At 41.4% G+C, this 21,134-nt stretch carries 16 protein-coding genes and 1 pseudogene; 16 read left to right on the top strand and 1 reads right to left on the bottom strand.

Features of this window, described 5'->3' with window-relative positions:
- The coding region (locus H580_RS26055) for an RNA-guided endonuclease TnpB family protein (protein WP_028596826.1) at positions 1–341 on the top strand (341 nt) is incomplete at its 5' end.
- A gap of 146 nt (positions 342–487) precedes the next feature.
- Here H580_RS26055 and H580_RS25250 read toward each other — a convergent pair.
- A pseudogene (locus H580_RS25250) lies at positions 488–957 on the bottom strand (ArsB/NhaD family transporter); the annotation flags it as partial.
- A 466-nt stretch (positions 958–1,423) separates the two neighbouring features.
- On the opposite strand from H580_RS25250, the gene H580_RS0122715 reads away from it, so the two are divergent.
- The 15 genes from H580_RS0122715 (at position 1,424) to H580_RS0122645 (ending at position 20,790) form a co-directional block, all read left to right on the top strand.
- On the top strand, positions 1,424–3,679 hold the full coding sequence (locus H580_RS0122715) for an ATP-binding cassette domain-containing protein (protein ID WP_028596823.1): 2,256 nt from the start codon (positions 1,424–1,426) through the stop codon (positions 3,677–3,679).
- A gap of 273 nt (positions 3,680–3,952) precedes the next feature.
- Positions 3,953–6,358 carry a fibronectin type III domain-containing protein gene (locus H580_RS25685; protein ID WP_051217671.1) on the top strand — a complete coding sequence of 802 codons (2,406 nt, stop codon included), beginning with the start codon at positions 3,953–3,955 and terminating at the stop codon, positions 6,356–6,358.
- Between the two features lie 192 nt (positions 6,359–6,550).
- Entirely contained in the window at positions 6,551–7,162 is a 612-nt protein-coding gene (locus H580_RS26765) for an RNA polymerase sigma factor (protein WP_028596822.1), read from the top strand.
- Complete coding sequence (locus H580_RS0122700) at positions 7,110–8,837, top strand: DUF4179 domain-containing protein (protein ID WP_028596821.1); 1,728 nt, start codon at positions 7,110–7,112, stop codon at positions 8,835–8,837. The genes H580_RS26765 and H580_RS0122700 overlap by 53 nt, the downstream gene beginning before the upstream one ends.
- A gap of 190 nt (positions 8,838–9,027) precedes the next feature.
- Positions 9,028–9,789 carry a DUF4367 domain-containing protein gene (locus tag H580_RS0122695; protein ID WP_028596820.1) on the top strand — a complete coding sequence of 254 codons (762 nt, stop codon included), beginning with the start codon at positions 9,028–9,030 and terminating at the stop codon, positions 9,787–9,789.
- A gap of 27 nt (positions 9,790–9,816) precedes the next feature.
- Positions 9,817–11,181: an ABC transporter substrate-binding protein gene (locus H580_RS0122690; protein WP_028596819.1), complete on the top strand. Its 1,365-nt coding sequence runs from the start codon at positions 9,817–9,819 to the stop codon at positions 11,179–11,181.
- A 63-nt stretch (positions 11,182–11,244) separates the two neighbouring features.
- A complete protein-coding gene (locus H580_RS0122685; protein WP_028596818.1) occupies positions 11,245–12,606 on the top strand; it encodes an ABC transporter substrate-binding protein in 1,362 nt (453 codons plus the stop codon).
- Positions 12,607–12,890: 284 nt separating this feature from the next.
- Positions 12,891–13,541: a GNAT family N-acetyltransferase gene (locus H580_RS0122680; RefSeq protein WP_245583634.1), complete on the top strand. Its 651-nt coding sequence runs from the start codon at positions 12,891–12,893 to the stop codon at positions 13,539–13,541.
- 235 nt (positions 13,542–13,776) lie between these two features.
- Positions 13,777–14,496 carry a lipoprotein BA_5634 family protein gene (locus H580_RS0122675; RefSeq protein ID WP_028596816.1) on the top strand — a complete coding sequence of 240 codons (720 nt, stop codon included), beginning with the start codon at positions 13,777–13,779 and terminating at the stop codon, positions 14,494–14,496.
- Between the two features lie 44 nt (positions 14,497–14,540).
- Positions 14,541–15,260 (top strand): ABC transporter ATP-binding protein, encoded by a 720-nt coding sequence (locus H580_RS0122670; RefSeq protein WP_028596815.1) that lies wholly within the window; start codon positions 14,541–14,543, stop codon positions 15,258–15,260.
- Positions 15,250–17,238 carry an ABC transporter permease gene (locus H580_RS0122665; RefSeq protein WP_028596814.1) on the top strand — a complete coding sequence of 663 codons (1,989 nt, stop codon included), beginning with the start codon at positions 15,250–15,252 and terminating at the stop codon, positions 17,236–17,238. The genes H580_RS0122670 and H580_RS0122665 overlap by 11 nt, the downstream gene beginning before the upstream one ends.
- A gap of 86 nt (positions 17,239–17,324) precedes the next feature.
- Positions 17,325–18,020, top strand: coding sequence for a response regulator transcription factor (locus tag H580_RS0122660; protein WP_028596813.1), 696 nt, complete (start codon positions 17,325–17,327; stop codon positions 18,018–18,020).
- A 4-nt stretch (positions 18,021–18,024) separates the two neighbouring features.
- A complete protein-coding gene (locus tag H580_RS0122655; RefSeq protein ID WP_028596812.1) occupies positions 18,025–19,260 on the top strand; it encodes a HAMP domain-containing sensor histidine kinase in 1,236 nt (411 codons plus the stop codon).
- 195 nt (positions 19,261–19,455) lie between these two features.
- Complete coding sequence (locus tag H580_RS0122650; RefSeq protein WP_036605679.1) at positions 19,456–20,286, top strand: MBL fold metallo-hydrolase; 831 nt, start codon at positions 19,456–19,458, stop codon at positions 20,284–20,286.
- A gap of 90 nt (positions 20,287–20,376) precedes the next feature.
- A complete protein-coding gene (locus H580_RS0122645; protein ID WP_245583633.1) occupies positions 20,377–20,790 on the top strand; it encodes a MarR family winged helix-turn-helix transcriptional regulator in 414 nt (137 codons plus the stop codon).
- Positions 20,791–21,134 lie beyond the last annotated feature (344 nt).

Genomic DNA, 21,134 nt, shown 5'->3' with positions numbered 1-21,134 from the left:
ATTTTGCAGTCGAAAATAAAGTTTCTGTCATTAGATTGGAACAGTTAGCGAATATAAGACAGACGACAAGAACAAGTCGTAAAAACGAAAAGAATCTACATACATGGTCTTTCTATCGCCTATCTTCTTATATCGAGTACAAGGCGAACTTAGCAGGAATCAAAGTGGAGTATGTGAATCCTGCCTATACTTCGCAAATATGTCCGAAATGTTCCGAAAAGAATAAAGCAATAGATAGAAGGTATATGTGCGCGTGTGGATTCAAGAAACATCGTGATGTGGTGGGTGCTATGAACATTCGTTATGCACCTGTGGTTGGCGGTAACAGTCAATCGGCCTAAGCATCTATATGATCTGGCTTAGGAGGGGCGATGGCACGCCCTAATCTTAGCAGTTGTCCAAAACAGAAATGGACTGCGGACGCAAAACTAGCTAAGAATCCCAGTCACTTTAGTGACCTTACGGCTTTAGCCGTGGGAGTGTCAATTATAATAAGCGGCAGGGAAGCTGTATCTGAAATAAACCCGCTAGCCATAATAAACGGCAAGATCATAAGCTCGTCAAATTTTAATGCCCGGACCATAGCGAATACAATTGGGGTCAAAATAAGGGCAGCTCCATCGTTTGCAAAGAAAGCAGATACAGCAGCTCCTAGCAAAATGACGTAGGTGACATAAGGTATCCATTCCCTTTAGCTATACGCGCCATATGAAGCGCTGCCCATTCAAATAGTCCAATCTCGTCTAAAATAAGGGAAATAATGATAATTGCAACGAAGGCAAGCGTTGCATTCCAAACTATACCGGTAACATCCCATACATCCTGCAAGGTAACAACTCCGAAAAGAAGGGCTATAACAGCGCCACCTACGGCAGAATACCCGATATTTAATCCTTTTGGCTGCCAGATGACCAAAATAAGTGTAGCAATGAATATAAACACAGCAAGTGCCAGCATTTCTTCCTCCTTGAAATTCTTACAACAATGTGGATTTAAGTAAACGATTTCTGATAAAGATGTATCTTGTAGCGAGATCGCTATAAAGCATCATTTTATCCAGAGTCTATTATACAAAGATGCTTCAATAAGTAAACTATGTTATTCAAGGAGTGTGTGCATCTATGTAACCTTGATAGGTGATACATACAACGCCTGATGCTTGCAGAAGGATGTGAAAGTATCGGCTGTCCCTTGGTAATAATGTGAGGAGTAAGTGGAAAAATAAGTTTAGCGCTAGTCTTTGTCCCCGAACCATTTCCTGCTATAATACTACATTCAGTATGTATATTTGTTGCTTAACCTTGCTTATCTTTAACCAGCATGAATCAGCTGCATGTGGATTGCAGTCAGTTCATGTTTTCTATAGAACTTTTGTAATTGCAACTATTAAGTAGCGAATAACAATAGTGGAGGTATTTATGTCATGAGCGAAACGAATCAGGAATATATCGTAATCTCGGCTGCGAGGGAAAACAATCTAAAAAATGTATCATTACGAATTCCAAAGCGTAAGATTACAATCTTCACAGGGGTATCCGGCTCTGGTAAATCATCAATCGTTTTCGATACAATTGCCGCAGAGTCCACGCGGTTGCTGAATGAGAACTTCAGCATGTTCGTGCGTACTTTCTTGCCACGCGCTCCACAACCAGACGCGGATGCGATCGAGAACTTGAGCATGGCTGTAATTGTGGATCAAAAGCGGTTAGGCGGAGGTTCCCATTCTACGATGGGCACCATTACCGATATTTCTCCTATTCTACGTCTGCTTTTTTCTCGTGTAGGTGAGCCCTATGTTGGACAAGCGAACATGTTCTCATTTAACGATCCGCAAGGTATGTGTCCAGATTGCAATGGGATTGGCCGCAAATTAGGTGTTGATATGAGCAAGGCTGTAGATATGACCAAATCGTTGAACGAAGGGGCCATTATGCTGCCTGGTTATAACGTGAACGACTGGGAATGGAACATGCTTGTGCAGTCTGGATCCTACGATCTGGATAAGAAGCTGAGCGAGTATCCGGATGAGGACCTTCAAGAATTGCTGTACGGTAAGGCACGGAAAGTGAAGATGGATTTCGCTGGTAAGGAAATGAATGTTACAGTAGAAGGTGCCCTTGAGAAGTTTACGAACAAATACATTAAGCAAGATGTAAAGACGAAGTCCGAGCGTACACAAAAAACGGTTGCACCATTTATAACCGAGTGTTCATGCCCTAGTTGTCACGGTGCGAGACTAAGTCAAGCTGCACTCAACTGTAAAATTAATGGACTCAACATTGCAGACATGTCCTCTATGGAGGTTGGTCAACTCATTCGCGCTATTCGGGAAATAGACGATTCTGTTGCCGCTCCCGTTATTAAGTCGTTGACGGAGCGATTGCAGCATCTGGTGGATATTGGACTAGATTATTTGACACTTGACCGTGAGACAGATACCTTGTCAGGTGGCGAATCACAGCGCGTCAAGATGGTCAAGCACCTGAGCGGCAGTCTGGTGGATGTCACTTATATTTTTGATGAGCCTAGTGTTGGCTTGCATCCGCGTGATGTGCACCGCCTAAATGAACTGCTTCAGAAGCTGCGCGACAAAGGCAATACCGTGATTGTCGTCGAGCATGATCCAGATGTCATCAAGGTGGCCGATCATATCGTTGACGTCGGTCCTCACGCGGGAAGCCGTGGCGGCACAATCGTATATGAAGGAAGCTATCAAGGCCTTCTAGAGGCAGATACACTGACAGGTACCCATATGAAACGTCCGCTCCAACTCAAGCAAGATTGCAGGCAGCCTTCTGGCAAACTATCTATCAAGGATGCCACACTGCACAACTTGCGCAACGTAAGTGTTGATATCCCCACTAGAGTGCTGACCCTAGTTACGGGTGTTGCTGGTTCAGGCAAGAGTACGCTGATTAACGATGTATTCCTTAGTCAACATCCAGATGCGATTGTCATTGATCAATCCGCAGTAGGTGTGTCAACACGCTCGAATCCTGCAACTTATACCGGTATTATGGATGATGTGCGTAAGGCATTTGCTTCCGCCAATAAGGTCAGCGCAGGCTTGTTCAGCTTCAACTCCAAGGGTGCTTGTGAGAACTGCCAAGGACTAGGTGTTGTATATACCGATCTTTCTTTCCTCGACAGTGTGAAACTGCCATGTGAAGTGTGTGGAGGTAAACGCTTCAAGGAAGAGGTGCTCGAATACAAGCTGAATGGGAAATCTATTGCAGAAGTGCTGGAGATGACAGTGGAGCAAGCATTGGAGTATTTCCGGCTTAAAGAAGTAGTACGCAAGCTGCAAGCAATGAGTGATGTGGGGCTGAACTATATTACGCTCGGCCAACCTCTCAGCACGCTGTCTGGAGGGGAATGCCAACGAATCAAGCTCGCAAGCGAACTGCACAAGCAGGGAAGTATCTACGTGATGGACGAGCCGACGACAGGCTTGCACATGTCAGATATCGGTCATATCGTGGAGATTATGAACCGACTGGTTGATGCGGGCAATACGGTGATCGTCATCGAGCATAACATCGATGTGATCAGCCAAGCCGATTGGATCATTGATATGGGACCGGACGGAGGCAGCAAAGGCGGCCACGTCGTGTTTGAGGGTCAACCGATGCAGATCATCCATGCGGAGCAGTCGATTACGGGAAAATATTTAATGTAAGCATCTGTGTAACATGAAACGGTTTCTTGTTGCTTATCTAGGTGGAATAGGGTACTCCAATAGTCATTTTATGACTTGCGGGGCACCCTATTTTTAAATATTTTTTCAGTGTAGCAACTATAATCCATTATAAAAAAACGATATTTATATATTCGTATATTTGTATATAGACTTGCTAATCGGGCTGTGTTATTTTGATTAGTACCAAGCGGTACTTAAGTAATAGATTACTAGGTATCACAATTGGAATAATCGTTTTAGGAGGAGAAATAGTTGAAAAAAATGTTCAGTGTTATTATGACGCTAGTACTATTTCTAACGGTAGTAAATATCCCGCCTGTTCATGCTGCGCCAAGCAAATACACAGGCGGTATACTGGATGGATCAGCTATTCAAGTCAGTAAAACAGTCGGTCAGCCTTCTGGTGCAGGTGTTACCCAGATAACGGATAATAATGCAGCTTCCTATGCTCGAATCGACTCGACTAACTTTGTTTGGTATACGTTCAGCTCCCCAAAAGATATCACATCTCTCATCCTAAAAAGTGAAGATACAAGGTCCGTAATCCGTTTCTATGACAGTAATAACAATCTACTGTATACGTACAACTCGATCATAAATGATGGCGTACAAACGCTGCCGATCCCAGTTAAAAATGTGAGCACGGTTGTGTTAAAACCATCTAAAGTCGATCATGTATTTGAGTGGAATGTCTTTTCAAAAGCACCTGTCCCACCAAGTCCTACAAAAATAAACTGGATCCAAGGTGGAGATAAAATAGTAACTTTCGATTGGAGCAACACCGCTGCTGCACACTATACGATTAAACGTGCAACAACCTCTGGTGGCCCATTCACCATACTTGCCTCTAATATTACAGCTACTACCTATACAGACCGAGCAGTAACGAATGGCGTTTCTTATTATTATGTAGTCTCAGCATGGAATGAAGCAGGTCAAAGTGTTGATTCTCCGCAAGCAACGATAAAGCCAGCTGCAACGAAGTATACTGGTGGCTTGTTGGATGGAGCTACGCTCAATATAGGCCCTTCCATTTCCAATCCAATCACAACGACGAGAGTGATCACAGATAATAATGCGACCACCTATACTCGCGTTGAATTGAATTACTTGGTGTGGTATAAGTTCAGCTCTCCACAAGAAATCACATCGCTCATCCTTAAAAGCGAAGCCACGAAGTCCAGCATACATTTCTATGATAGCAATAATAATCTACTGTATACGTACAACTCGCTCATAAATGATGGTGTACAAACGCTTCCGCAGCCAGTGAAAAATGTGGCCTCCGTGGTGTTGAAACCATCTAGAGTCGATCTTGTATCCGAATGGAATGTCTTTACGAAGGCACCAGCCTCACCAGCTCCAACCAAGATTAATTGGATCCAAGGTAGAGATAAACTAGTTACTTTCGATTGGGATCATACGGGTGCAGCACATTATACGGTCAAACGAGCAACATCATCTGGTGGCCCATACTCCATACTTGCTTCAAATATCGCAGGTACTACCTATACGGACCGTTCAGTAACGAATGGTGTAACATATTATTATGTTGTAGCAGCTGGAAATGAAGCAGGATTAAGTGCGGATTCTCCTTTCGCAGCGATGAAAGCAAGCGTGACCAAGTATACAGGTGGCTTATTGGATGGAGCAGTGCTAGATATAGGTACGTCCATTCCAAATCCAACGAAAACAACGAGAGTTATAACCGACAATAATCCGGCTACCTATATCCGAGTCGAAGCGAATAATTGGGTCTGGTATAAGTTTAGCTCCCCTAAAGATATCACATCGGTAATCCTACATAGCGATGTTAAGAAGGGGAGTATAGAGTTCTATGATAAAAATTTTGGTCATCTAAATACGTTTCAGTCGAATCCAACTTTAAATGATACGGTACAAACCCTTCCGACTCCGGTGAAAAATGTAACGACCGTTGTTCTGAAACCAGTTGGAGCCGATCTTGTCATTGAGTGGAATTTATTTGGAAAAGATCATGTACCGCCACCTTCTAAACCGACCAATTTGATAGCGACAGCAGGGGATTCACAAGTGACGCTGAACTGGCAATTAGTCAATCATGCATCCAATTACAATATTAAGCGCGCTGCCAAAACAGGTGGTCCATTTACGACAATAAGTACGGTTACAGGAAGCACCTATCGTTTTGTTGATTCAAATGTCGTAAATAATACGACGTATTACTATGTCGTAACCGCTAGCAATCTAGGTGGGGAAAGTGGCAGCTCCAACGAAGTGTCAGCGACACCAAAACCAGCAATTCCGCCAACTCCAGCGCCAACGAATTTGGTAGCGACAGCAGGCAACTCTACCGTTACATTGAATTGGCAATTGGTAAGCGAGGCGTCACAGTATCATATTAAACGGGCTAGTCAATCAGGTGGTCCATATACAACCATTGCAACGGTTACAGGAAGCACCTATGGTTTTATTGATTTAAATCTAGTGAATGATAAGACCTATTACTATGTCGTAACAGCGAGCGGTAAAGGTGGGGAGAGCGGTCATTCCAATGAAGTGTCTGCTACACCTCAAGTGACTGCGACCCTAAATTTGAATCCTTTACAGTTAGATGCTCAAGCATTGCTTCCTACTATTTTGAAAATGAAATTGAGGAAGCACATATCTAGTAAGTAACATGTATAGGTTTAAATAGTGTCCTTGGGGTATCTGAAAAGCTGCTCCAAGGATTGTTTATGTTTTATACTCATCATATTTCAAAATATTTATCCAATTATTGAACCTTTTAGAGGAGATAGTTGTTAATATAGTAATGCATGTTCAAGGGGGAGCTGCAGCTAGAGTGACTTGAGAAAGGTGGGGAACCTGTTGACGGACAGGGAGTTTTTTGAACGATACAACAAAGAAGTGTACAGAACCTGCTACTATATGCTGCGCAATGTCTCGGATGCGGAGGATGTGTGCCAGGAAGTGTTTATCAAAGCACTCGCCTCAGGATGGGAGCAGGTTGAGTATTTGAAAACATGGCTGATGCGGATCACGGTCAACCATTGCTTGAATCACCTGCGAAAGAACAAGTCAAGAGTGATGAAGGAGAAGCTGCTGCTCTTATTCCAACGGGAACAGGTGGAACCATCTGTCCTTGTCATTGCCGAACAAAAGGAAGCAGAGGAAGAATGGAATCAGCGACTCGCGAAACTCCCTGATAAGATTCGGGTTGTCGTAACGCTGCGATATACGAATGATTTGCCGCTTACCGACATTGCGGACATCTTACATATTCCGGTGGGGACTGTGAAATCTCGCTTAAACCGGGGATTGAAGTTGATGAAGATTATATTAGACGAGATAGAGGATGACTCGAAGCTTCAGAATGAGTTACCGATCAATCAAAAAATCACCGTACAAGGAAAGGAAGGTATGGAGCATGAAGAAGAGAACAAACGGAATCAAAAATCTCTCTCAGCAGTTGGGCAATAAAGACGACCATCCCTATCCGGACTTTGATGCGATGTGGACACGAATTGAAGCGGCTAGAAACGAGAAAGACGAACCAATCACATCTGCCGCTCCCATACAAACAAAGTCGTTGTTCCGCGGACGACGTTTAGCCGTACTCTCTGTAGCGGCATTTGTCCTAGTGGCTACTCCGGCACTTGCCTATATTGCTGGGAAATGGGACTTTATTTATCCCTCAGGAGTAAAGTCCGCACTTTATCAAGGATTCGGGCAGCCGATCAATAAGTCCGTTACGAATAACGGTATTACTTTAAGCATGGATACAGCAGTCTCTGACGATAATGGAACGGTGCTATTATATAGCCTGGATACGGGAGATAAAGAGGAGCGCGAGTGGGTATTTGACAAATTTGAGTTTAAAGATAATAAAGGAAATTCTATAGCACGTTTTGATGATGAGACGGCAATAAAAAGGAATTGGAATAAAGGCTATTATTCGCATGCATGGGAGGAAGAAAACCGGATTTATAAAGGATTTTTCGATACATCATGGACATTTTCCGGTAATGAGTCGAACGTGCAATTGTATGTGAGCGGTCTGCAGGCTTATGATTACGTTCGCAAGCCAATCACCTTGGATCCACATGAAACAGAGGTACAGAGCTTTCCGATCGATGATGGCGGGATTAAAGATTTAAAAGTACAGGTCGTGAAGGGTGAAAAAGGAGAGGGGTTGCTCAAATATTCCTTATCATATACGGATGATTCGCTATTTCCTATCGTCGACCCACAAATTCATGTGAAAAAGGGAGAGTCCACAGTAAAGCCAATAGGCTATAAGATGTCTTCACCGATTGAACTTGATGGACAGAGGGAACGTGGCTCACAAGAAAGCTATCGTCTAGACGAGTTGCAGCAGAGCGGAAATACGTATGAATTCGTTTATGGTATAAAGGGAGATCGTATCGAGGGAGAATGGAATTTCGATAATATGATCTTAAATAAGGAAAAATCGTTGCAGGCATCCGTAACGAGGAACTTGGACATTCCAATTGTATCAGCAGATGGTGACTCGATAATCAGGAAGCTAATCATTAGACCAACCGGGGTTAAGCTGGAAATAGAAAATAAAAAAGAGTTTCGAAGAATTCCATATCGGGATGTTTCGTTGCTGGTAAATGGTCGTGTGTTGAAAGGTTGGGAAACATACGAGTATGCATATACTCCATCTCATGGATACAAGCAAATGTACACGTTTAGGATTTCTCCTGATATGCGACTTACCGGGGAGACGCCAATACAATTGTTGTTGGAAAATGAAATCGAATCGCATCGAGACTACAAAGAGGCAATCAAGCTGCAAAACATTTCAGACGAAAAACAAGAAACAGTAGTAGACATAGTAGGGTATCCAGTGAAATTAACTTACTTTACAAAAGACGGTGACCTTTATGTTGAAAATGAAAGCGAGAATCTCAGTTTCAGCGGTGTTACACAAACCTACATGAAACGAGGCGATGAGAAAGTATATGGAGAAGTACTGTTTCACCAATGGGAGGACAATTGGCTTGATTGGGAGAATTCTAACAAGTTCGTAAACATCTATCGGAATTTTAAGGGAAGCGAAACCGATCTATATTTGTATGAGTTCGAGATTCGACACCGAGATAGAGAAAAGAAAGTAAAGCTGCAATAACTCAAAAATGCTGTCCACGTCATGATATGACGAGTTGGGCAGCATTTTTTTCATTCCATACCTAATTAGTGAACCAAAATGAAATGGGAGGTGTTTATAACATAGAGGCTTGCGCAAAGGGATCCCAATAACACGGAAGTGCGGCCTGACACCATCGATTATTCGTTTAAATAGAGAGGAGCAATATCTAATGAAAAACAAAACGAAACTTGCAATCGCTACGCTAAGCAGCATGCTGCTTCTAGGTTCTCTTCATAGTGTTGTACATGCGGAACCGATCTCATCGCACAGTGGCAACTCCCTCATAATGACTATAGCTAAGGCGCCTACTTCTGCGGAGAAAAAGAAAATGATTTCAGCAGAAATAAAAAAGATAGGGAATGAGACAGAAAATACACCAGGAGCTGTCTATCTTCTATGTATTAGCGATAAGTCGATGAATGGCGGGAGTGAGTGCCAGTATTATGTGAACTTTCCAACATTCAAAACATATGAAGACTACGAGAAATGGACCGCTAAATTAAAGGGATCCGTTGTAGTTGAACCACAGGGTATGCCAGAAGGCTATTCTTTTGCTAGAGGCGAAATTCAGAATTCTTTAGACAACAAGGACTTCGAGGCTAAGGTGAAAGCCGAGGGTAAAGGTAAAGTCGTATATTCCAAAAAGATGGAGTGGACGGAAGCAGGACAAATCAAGTTGGAGTACGCAAATGGGAAAGACAATATTATTTTTCAAATGCAAACGAATTCTTTCCCAATTAAAGATTCAAAATACCGCTACAAGTCTGTAGATAGCCACAGTGCAGAGGATAGAAAGAAGTATGCGAAAATTTTGCGCAATCAACTCTATTGGACGGAAAAAGGAATATCATACGAAATATCCACAAATCCAGGAAATCCATTAACGAAAGACGAGCTTATCGAGCTTGCTAAGACGATGATTAGAAAATAAGTTTGTTAAAGGGGATTAATCGGCGAAATGAAAGGCAAACTGCGAGGATTCAAACGTTGGAAGCAAGGTGTCCTTCTCCTAAGTATCATGACGCTATTAAGTGGATGCTTCGGTTCAAAGCCTGTGCTAGAGGAGCTGGGCAAAGATGGAAATGGCAAGCTGAAAATTCTTTTTAATGATGAGAAATGGTTTTTTCAGGAATATGGAGATGCATTTACACTTCACTATCCAAATATCGAGATCGAAGTAGTGGAGACCAGGCATTTGATCCAACAACAGACGGAAAAGGGCATGGATTATGAGACTGCTTTGGCGCAACTCATTGATGAACAGCGGCCAGACGTATTAACGTTAGCACCACTTTATTATGAGAAATTCGCATTAGACGGCAAGCTATATAATATAGAGCCGATCATCAAGCAAGAGCAGTTCGATCTAGCAGGATATATGCCTGGTTTAATCGATATGATGAGAGAGCAGGGGAGCGGTACGTTATATGGGCTAACACCGTATTTCCACACGGAAGTGATTTACTATAATGCAGATGTGTTCAAATCGAATGGGATCGAGCTGCCCAAAAGCGGCATGAGCTGGCAGGAATTATTCGATTTGGCTGCACGGTTTGAAAATACGGGCATGCCTGGACTGTATGCTGGCGATGAGCAAGCGGATCAGATGCTCTATCGAGTAGCGAGCACATTGAGCCTACAGATGTTTGATGGCAAGGGAGAGCATGTACGGCTTGAATCCGAAGGATGGAAGCAAGCATATACGATGGTCACAGATGCGATCCGTACCGGCGCACTGCAAACTCGTAAATGGGGGGATACAAGTTATCTTCGTTCAGAGAATCACTTATTTTTGCAGGGTAAAGCCGCTATGACCATTAGTGGCTCGAATTTAATTCATCAGCTTAACGATTCGCGGAACAAAAAGGCGTCCAAAATGGACTGGGGAATCGTCCCGGTCCCTGTTGATCCTGTATACCCAAATGAAACACCAAGTGCAAATGCATACGAATATTTTGCAATTCATGCACAATCGAGCAATAAGCGCGCAGCATGGGAATTTGTGAAGTATATAAATAGCCCAGAAATGGCCAAGGCTAGTTCCTCCATTTACTATAAGCTGCCGACACGAACGGGATTCGTCAAGTCCGTTCGGGGCAAGAGCACAGATCCTTTTTATGCGTTGCAAATAAAAAATCGAAAGCATGAATATGTGTCTAAGCGGATACCTGATGAATTTAACAGCACCTATGCTCCTTTACGAGCAGAAGCGCTGCGGTCGATTACAGCAAATGAGAGAACGGTAGATGAAGCGCTTGCAGAATTGCAGAACAAAGCACAAGCAGTACTTCAACAAGTTCGCCGAAAAAGCAGCGGGAAATAATAAATGGAAAGGTGAAATAGACAGAGTCATGTAAAGTTGAGAGAGGAAGGGGAGAAGGAAGCGATGAGGAGATTTGAAACACGTAAAGCGTCTATCCTTCTTTTGTTTAGTGTCGTACTGATGATTAGCGGGTGCTTCGAGAATAAGCCCAGATCCAACGAGCTAAGTGGTGATGGAAGCAGGAAGCTGAAGATTTATTACCCTTATGTAGAGGATTTTCATGTGAAGTATGGCACGCTATTCAATAGTAGGTATCCAAACATTGAAATCGAGGTAATCCAGTCCACGGATGCAGGGGATGGCGAATTTGAAAGTGCAAGTCCGTTGGAAAAATTGAATCGGATGCTGGAACGACAAAAGCCTGACGTGCTCATATTGAATCAAGATGAATATAACGAATTATCCAGCCTTGGAAAGCTATATGATTTGGAGCCTATTATGAAGCAGGAGCAATTCGATGTGGAAGGCTATGCACCTGGTGTGATCGACATGCTGCGTGAACGTGGAAACGGCTCTTTATTTGGACTAACAACTACAATTAACGCTCGCTTTTTATACTACAACGTAGATATGTTCAAGGATAAGCATATGGATCTACCTGTTAATAGCATGCAGTGGAGAGAACTAATCGAACTCGCTGCTCCGTTCCATAATGGCAGAACGGATGAGAAAGCTACGTACGGCTTCATAGATAATGAAGCGTCTGATGTAATGTGGAGCATCTCGACTACGATGGGGCTGCAATTATTCGATGCGGAAGGGAAGAAAGTACTGTTGCAGTCTGATGGTTGGAAGCAAGCCTTCCAGCTAACGGTCGATGCCATCCAGAAAAAGGCGGTATCCGTTCGGCCATCGGGGCAGAGTGGAGATCCAGGATCGCGATATATCATGGACATGAAGAAATTTCTAAATGGGGATATACCGATGATTATTAGTGATTCTTCTTTTGCTTCGCGTATTGGTGAATCTTCCAAGATGAATTGGGGTATGGTTACCGCGCCAATCAATCCAGCGCGCATGGATGAATCCACGATGACGTATGCCACAGAAATTTTTGCAATTGCTGCTAATTCGAATAATAAGCAAGATGCTTGGGCGTTCGTTTCATTCATGAATGGAGTGGAGATGGCTAAGATCGTATCCCGAACGGGAGGCAGTGATTTGCCAGCACGGATGGAATATCTACCACGAAGCTTAGAAAGAGACCGGGAGATTCTCTATATGCTGAAACCATCGTCGCATCGAGTGAATGAGCAGTGGAAGAAAAATATTCCGGAGAGCTTCTATCAAACATATACGCCGATGTTGAATGAGGCGTTGCATGCCATAGCCAGCAGAGAGAAGACGTTGGAGCAAGCAATTACAGAGCTGGAACAGCAGGCACAAATAAAGCTGGACCTTACTCGCAACACTACTGATAGATGAGCAAGAGTAGCAATAAAATTTGCATGAAGCGAGTCAGCCATTGTCCGTGAAGGGATGATGGCTGACTCCTTTTTTTATAGTTTTAGGATGAAAATGAACGTGTAAAAATCGCTTAAACAGTTCTTTCAGAAGGGTAATTATTCATCTTGTTGCTTGTTTAGAATGTTGATTGTAAAAAGCATTCAAAAGTTTTAAAGTTTCACATATAGTGATTGACCTTGACACTATGTCAAAGCTTAATCTAGTGCTAAGAAAAGTGATCAAGAACATAAGGAGCTTACAAAATGAATACAAACGTGATGAACGCACCGATCACGATTGAACCTATGCAGGCTAAGTATCATCCACAGGTCAGCAGATTACTTGTACATGTATTTCGCGGAAAATTCCAACATCTCACTACGCTGAGCGATGACGATCTTGCACTATTTTTCGAAAAGCTATTTGAACATCTTCCTACTAATCCATCCAGTCGAAGAATGCTTGCTTTGCAGGATGGAGAAGTGATCGGAACGATATGCGTGAAATGGAGAGGTGAAAACGACAACAGTCGTGAACAGAAATGGTTTCCGTGGAACAATTTTAACGGATTTGGAAAATGGAATTTGCTTAAAATGTTGTTAGGGTTGCATTTATTTAAGCATAAGCCTGAGGTTGGGGAATGTTATATTGAAGATGTTGTTGTTCATCCTAATCATCAGGGTAAGGGAGTGGGCAAGCTGTTATTGCAGTGGGCGTTTCATTTTGTACAAACAGAATCAACACTGGACACGCTGAGCTTATACGTTTCTGGTAAAAATCCACGAGCTAAGCAGCTCTATGAACGGTTATCATTTCAAACACATTCGCAATCGAATAGTATAGTATGGCATCTTTTATTCAATGAAATGAAATGGGACTACATGGTGCTAGAGTTTGAGACAAAGAGAAGTTAATATTGTATTATACTAACGGGTTACAATAGTTAATAATAAAGGGTTCTACATATTAGACATGACTAATATGTGGGGCCCTTTATTCATTCAACAGTGAACAAGGATAAGATGGGGCAACCTAATCTTACTAAAAAGTAAGATTGATGATTAAAATGGTCAGACTAGAGTCATTCATTTGTAAATAAGCTTCGTCTATAATTCAGTCATAAACTATTAGCATGTAAGGAGCAGACAGATGAAGAAGATAATTGGATTTTTGGTTATAATCATTATTTTTGCAGGTATAGGATTTGGCGTAAAGCGTTATGTGGAAGGTCCGTCACAACCCGCTAATGGTATTTTAGTTATGGGTACGGAACAAGATGTTAATAAAGTGAAGCAGCTGTATAAAGATGAGACCAAACAAACAAGCGACTATAAATTGAAATTGGTAACAACAACACAAAAGACTGAACTGTCAGAGCAAGATCAGAAAGAGCTGGGGCAACAATTTGATATCCGACATATGAACTATTCGGTTATTACTCGCACTACAGCTGAGCAATTCATCCAAAAGGGCATAATTAGACAAAGGAAAGATCCAAACAGCTCATCCATGATTTCAGATCCGGTTACGACTATAAAAGAACTATCTGCGGGTCACAATCTTCTATTTTCTTTGAGTGATGAGCAATTGAAAAACAACCAACTTGATTTAAATGGTCAGATGATACCCGCACAGTATGTTAAGCATCAAGCATGGATCGGCTATATAAAATGGATGGATCTCGTTATTGTTAATGACCAAACGTACAACAAGTTAGCGGAAACAGAAACAACAATCTCATTGATTCCTTTTCAAAAACGCAGTTTCGATTACAAAAATAAAGTAAAAATGAATGAGATTATAAGTGAAATTGAGCAAGTCTATCCAGGCAGTGAAGAGAAAATAAATTTTGTAGATGTACAAGAATAATGGTTAGTAGGAGTCGGACTTCAGGGGATGAGAGGTAAATGAGTATGGAAGTTGTACGCATGGAAAACGTAGTGAAAAGTTATGGCGAAGGCAATAACAGAGTTGATGCATTAAAAGGGATTAATCTTTCTATTCAGCAAGGAGAATTTGTCTCCATTGTAGGGGTATCCGGCTCTGGAAAAAGTACGCTGCTGCATATTTTAGGCGGGCTGGATCGGCCTACTTCGGGAGAGGTACTCATTGGAGATCATAATATTTACAAGTATTCAGATGATGAACTTTCGATATTTAGAAGACGAAAAGTTGGCTTTATCTTTCAGTTCTTTAATTTGATACCCGTATTAAATGTTCAAGAAAATATCGCGCTACCGAACTTATTGGATGATGAACAGCTAGATATAACCTACTTGGATGAAATTATTGAAATTCTAGGTCTGCATGAGCGTAGGAATCACTTGCCTTCCGAATTATCTGGTGGTCAGCAGCAGCGTGTTTCTATTGGTAGAGCGCTTATCAATAGACCGCATTTGATATTAGCTGACGAGCCCACAGGTAATTTGGACACGCGAAATACGAAGGAAGTAATGGATTTATTACGATTAACGGCCAAAAAATACAATCAAACGATTGTTTTGATTACGCATGATCTAACGATCGCATCGGCTTCGGACCGGATCATTACGATTGAAGACGGTTCTATCATTTCAGATCAACGGCTAGCTGCAAAAAAGCAACGGCTGGAGGAGAATGAAAGTGATCAGTAATTATAAACAATTAAGCAGCAGATATTTGAAGGGAAACATCAAGCGGACCGTGCTAACCTTTGTTGGAATCGTACTATCCGTAGCGTTAATTTCGACAATTGGTCTATTTATGAAAGGATCGCAGCTGTCCCAAATTGAGAACACAAAGAAGATGGATGGCGTTTCCTTTCATGTTGGAATATCAAACTACGATGAAACGATTTTAAATAAAATAAAATACAATCCCCAAATTGCATCGTTAGGTTTGATGTCTCAGGGTGATACCGTACCCGTTGGAGATATTTCCGTACAAATGAATTACGCTGACCATCCTGCAATGGCGTTTTTGACGTATAGCCTCGTTGATGGAAATGTACCCTCCAATAGCGATGAAGCGGCTGTCGATTCATGGGCACTTCCTTATATGAAAGAAGATCTTCAGATCGGCGATTCATTCGAGTTGGGTGGAAAAACATATAAACTGGTTGGGATATTAAATAATCGTGAATTTGCACAGAAAAACAAAGAGGCCCGCTTATTAACTTATAAACAAGATTTTGTTATCGGAGAGGGCAGAATATTAGTCGAAATTAACGAGAAAGCGAACTTTAATAAGGTTATAGATGAAATTAAATCACTAACAGATAGCAAAAATATCGATATCAATCAGCAATTGATCAACGTCATGAAACCAGGATCAAATAACTCCATATTAGCCATGGTTGTCATCGTTGTCAGTATTGTTGTGGTTGCTACCGCTGTAGTTATTTATAACGCTTTCCAAATCAGCGTCGTTGAGCGAATGAAGCAGTTCGGCTTGTTAAGAAGCATCGGTGCTACGCGCAAGCAAATTAGACAAATTGTGATGAGAGAGGCAGCTGTGATGGCTGTCATCGCTATCCCAATCGGGATTATATGCAGCCTGTTAGCGCTTGCAGGGCTCCAATTCATTTTTGATATTTTAGTAGTGAGTGGTTCAGGTGTTTCGTTCTTTCATATCGATTGGCAAATCTTATTGATCAGTTCAGTCATAACGCTAGCTGCTGTATTCGCGTCAAGTTATTACCCGGCATTCCGTGCAGGCAGAATATCCCCCTTGTTAGCAATTAGCAGCAGGTTATCCATTAAGAAGGAATCGATCAAAAAACAAAAAAATACCGTACTGAAAAAGCCCTATTCATTTCCGTTACATCTAGCCTTAAAAAATGTAAAAAGAAATAAAAATCGCTATACGATTACCATACTATCGATTATTATTAGCAGCGTATTGTTTATTACGTTCACGTCTATCATGGATATGGCATTTTCAACTAAGTATGTGAAAGATTTATCCACGAAGTCAGATATTACGATTACTTTACAACCTGATAATCCGGATTCTTCCGTCGAAGAAGCGAATCAACAAGTGCTGAAGTTGTTGAAATCGTTTGAAAATATATCCGAAGTTCATGTACAGGACTCCAATTTTGAACTTCAATTAAAGGATACAGCTCAATCCAACACGACCGTCCAGGACATACAGCAGACTGTTGGAACACAGCATTCCCTTACAATTGTTAACCACATCGATGAGAATAAAGCAAAGAAAGAATCTGAGCTTGTGATTAAAGTGCTCGTATATAGCTTTATTGCCGTCGTCTCGTTGATTGGCAGTCTCAATATTATCAATACGATTACGATCAGTATCATCATTAGAAGAAAAGAACTGGCTGCACTAAAATCAATTGGCATGTCACAACGTGATTTGAAAAAAATGATTATCTATGAAGCGCTCATTTACGGTGTTTCGGGAAGTTTGCAAGGGATCTTCTTCGGCTGTATACTTTCCTATATCATGTATTTGGCTGTATCAGGCATTAGCAATATGGAATGGTCGCTCCCTTATGGGGCTTGTATCATAACGTTTGTTGCTGCTTTGTTTATTAGTTACGCATCGGTTCTATTTCCGCTAAGAAAAATTCAAAAAGATAACACTATTGATATGATCAGGGAACAATAACAGGAAGGGCCCGGCTATTTTATAGTCGGGTTGTTCCTATTTCATGGTTATGACTGAAATGGTATGAGAAGAAGGAGCGAATAGCCTTGCATAAAATATTGCTTGTTGAAGATGATGAGGCACTCGGGCTAGCCATTGAATTTTCATTAAAAAATGAGGGTTATGAGGTTGTCAGAGCAACTAGTGTAAAAGAAGCGAAATACCAGTTTGAACAGCAGTCTTTTGATTTGTCTATTCTGGATATCGGCCTGCCAGATGGCAACGGCTATGACCTATGTGTTCATTTTAAACAACAAAACGATACATCGGTTATTTTCTTAACCGCCCTTGATGAAGAAGCGAATGTAGTTATGGGATTGGATATTGGTGGGGATGACTATATCACGAAGCCTTTCCGCGTCAAGGAACTGATGTCCAGAGTAAAGGTTCAATTGCGCAAACAAGCGCGGTTGGAGGCCTATTCGAAAATCTTAACATCTGAGAATATTCAACTCGATTTGAACTTAATCAAGGGCTACAAAGATCAAGAAATCATTCCACTAACGAATTTAGAATACAAACTTCTGTTAGCTTTCATGGCGAGCCCCCACAAAGCATTAACAAGAGATGAGCTGATGCTCAAAATAACGGACAACGATGAAATATTTTTTGATGAAAATACGTTGTCTGTATACATTAGGCGCTTGCGAGACAAAGTGGAAGCTGACCCTAAAAAGCCACAGTTTATCATAACTGAACGAGGATTAGGCTATCGTTGGAATAAGGATGTGAGCAGTAAGTAGGATGATGAAAAATACTGAGTTAAAAAGTGGCATGTTACTACTAGCCGTACTGCTATTTCTATATACAGGTTATCAAATTATTACCCATCACCAGTTCTACAATCAATTAAAGGCCAATTCCATTACAACTTGGGGTGAAATTACGGCCAGATTGGTTGAGCAGAATCCGAACAATGAAGCGGAAATTATGAAAGTGTTAACGAACCATTCTACTGATTCGAGTTTGTACCAGGAAAAAGGAAGAGAAATATTTAAGCAGTATGGAATCGATAAAGATTTGGAAACAGAGTTATTTCCCATGTTAAATAACCATATTGCTAGTCATAATCACTCTATTTTCTGGGGACTACTGATTTTTGCATGTATGCTGTTTGGGACGAGCTATTGGCATTACAAGATCATCTTCCATAGCATCAGGCAACTTACTTCGGCAGCGAAAAAAATTATTGAGGGCGATTACTCCGTCGTCATAAATGAACATAAAGAAGGGGAGCTAGCTAAATTAGCCGCTTCGTTTCGATCCATGAAAGATATTATAAGAAAGAGTATGCAGGATTTGCTTGCAGAGAAAAAGTTTTTAGGACAAATGCTGCAGGATATATCTCATCAATTGAAAACACCACTATCAACGATATCCATTTACAATGAAATGATGCTGAATGAACAATTGCCCCGCCAGCAGCAAGTTCAGCTTTTACAATTTAATGAGGTTCAAATTACTAGAATGAATGTCTTGATACAAAATTTGTTGAAAGTAGCGAAAATCGACGCTAGAGCTATTTCATTTGAGAAAGAACGAGTAAACTTGGTGGAGACCGTTGAGGAAGTGGTAGACCGTCTGGCCAGCATGATCAATGAGCGTCAACTATCCCTGCAATGGGATGCTCCAGATAAAATCGTTATTGCTCACGATAAAATGTGGATGCAGGAAGCGGTCTTGAACCTATTGAAAAATGCGATCGAACATTCCAAACTAAACGGTGCAATTAAAATTCAAATTCATGATACACCGATTTATTCCGAACTGGTGATCCAAGACTTTGGAGAAGGCGTAGAAGCTGACGAACTGCCACATATTTTTGATCGATTCTACAAAGCGAGCAGTTCTAAGAAGCCAGATTCAGTAGGGATAGGACTGGCGCTTGCCAAAGCCATTATCGAAGCTCACCAAGGTTTGATTAAAGTAGAAAGTGAGAAGAATGCCTATACGAAGTTTACGCTTACCTTTATCAAATTTTAATAAAGCATCTTAGTTAGAACGAGTCCGCCATCATGCGGACTTTTTAATTAATGAGAGTTTGGGACAAGTGTTTGTTTTAGATAACGGGAATTTAATGGAGGGACTGATCATATAATTGACAATAGTTTAGTTTATGAACTAAACTAAAGAACGTAAGCCGACTTTTATTATAAAATAGAAGGGAAGAAGAAGCTTATGATTAAAGCGACCGTTATTTGTGAAAATACTGTATTTGGTAACCTTGGAGCCGTTGCGGAGCATGGTTGGTCCGTGTACATCGAGACGGAACATGGACACTTCTTGTTCGATACAGGTCAAGGAAATGCACTAATAAACAACATGAGCCTGTTGAAAAAGAAATGGTCGGACTTGTCTGGTATTTTCATTAGCCATCATCATTGCGACCATACAGGCGGGTTGCTGTCTGCGCTGCAAGCGATGCCCCATACTGAAGTTCCTGTATACGCACATCCCCAGTTATTTAAGACGAGTTATCTAGTCCGATCCAATCACCGTTATATCGGAGTTCCGCATAGAGAAGTAGCGCTAATCGATGCAGGTGCGAAGTTTATCTATAATCGTGATTTTGTTGAAATTGTTCCGAATCTCTATTTAACAGGAGAAGTGCCGAGAACGAATGACTATGAGATTGGAGATACGGATATCGTAATTGAGACGGAGAACGGCTATGAGATTGACCCTGTTGAGGATGATCAATCGATTATTATTCGAACGGAGAAAGGCTTGTTTATTATACTCGGCTGTTCTCACGCCGGTATTATTAATATCATTAACTATGCAATGCAAAAGACAGGTGTTCAAAACGTTCATACGGTCATCGGTGGCACTCATTTATGGGCAGTTAGTGAGAATCAAAAAGAGAAAACGATTCAAGCTCTACTAGAGATGAATATTGAACGTATCGGCGTTTCTCATTGTACTGGATTTGAAGTTAGTTCGCGATTGCAGCAAGCATTTGGGAACCGATTTTTTCACTGTAATGTAGGTACAGTAGTAACGGGGTGAGTCACAGCTTAACTCATCCATCTCTTGACAATATAGATAGGGTACTCTACCTTAAAAGGTAATGATTAATAGGTAGGAGTTAGATTACATTTGGACAATCACCATGTTATAGGCCAACTCATACACAAGCTGCGCAGAATGGAGCGTCAGCCCCGCATGTTCGGTGAAGCTGGAGCTCTCACCCCTTCTGAAATGCACACCATTGAAGCAATTGGATGTGGAGAGGGAATTCTAATGAGTGAGCTTGCTTTAAAATTAAGTATTACGAAAGGCGCAGCTACCCAAATTGTATCCCGTCTTGAGAGGGAAGGGTTTGTAAGTCGTCATGCTCACCCAGTAGACTTGCGAGCTGTTATCGTTCAATTAGAAGAAAGAGGGAAGACTGCATTTTTGTCACATGAGGAGATGCATAAAGAGTTCATCAAAGCACTTCGTGAAGAGCTTGGAGAAGATGGATACCGCACCTTCGAAAAAGGAATTGCGAAATTTATTGAGTTTTTATAACAAAGAGAATGGAATTGAATGTGATGGGTCTTCAACCAATTTGGCTAGTTTGCTCATCGACGTTGTGGTGCGAATGTGAAGTGCACATGAAATCTCTGGGACATTCGCACCACTTTTCTTCTAATTATTTACTTTTAAATAAGCTGTACGCAATGATTTTTGGTAGTAAATGCACATAAATAATGCTTGTTTCCAGTAAAACGGGAAAAAATGCTCTTATTTTTTAGAAATTCGCTGTCGCACTCTACGTGAGTGCGTGGATTGAAACTAGACGTCGAATTTGTGGTAGATTGATAGACGCCATAAGTCGCACTCTACGTGAGTGCGTGGATTGAAACTGCAAA

It is taken from the genome of Paenibacillus assamensis DSM 18201, assembly GCF_000422445.1.
Taxonomy (GTDB): Bacteria; Bacillota; Bacilli; order Paenibacillales; family Paenibacillaceae; genus Paenibacillus_B; species Paenibacillus_B assamensis.
The sequence above is the reverse complement of the archived record's forward strand: the minus strand, read 5'-3'. Positions and strand labels throughout refer to the sequence as shown.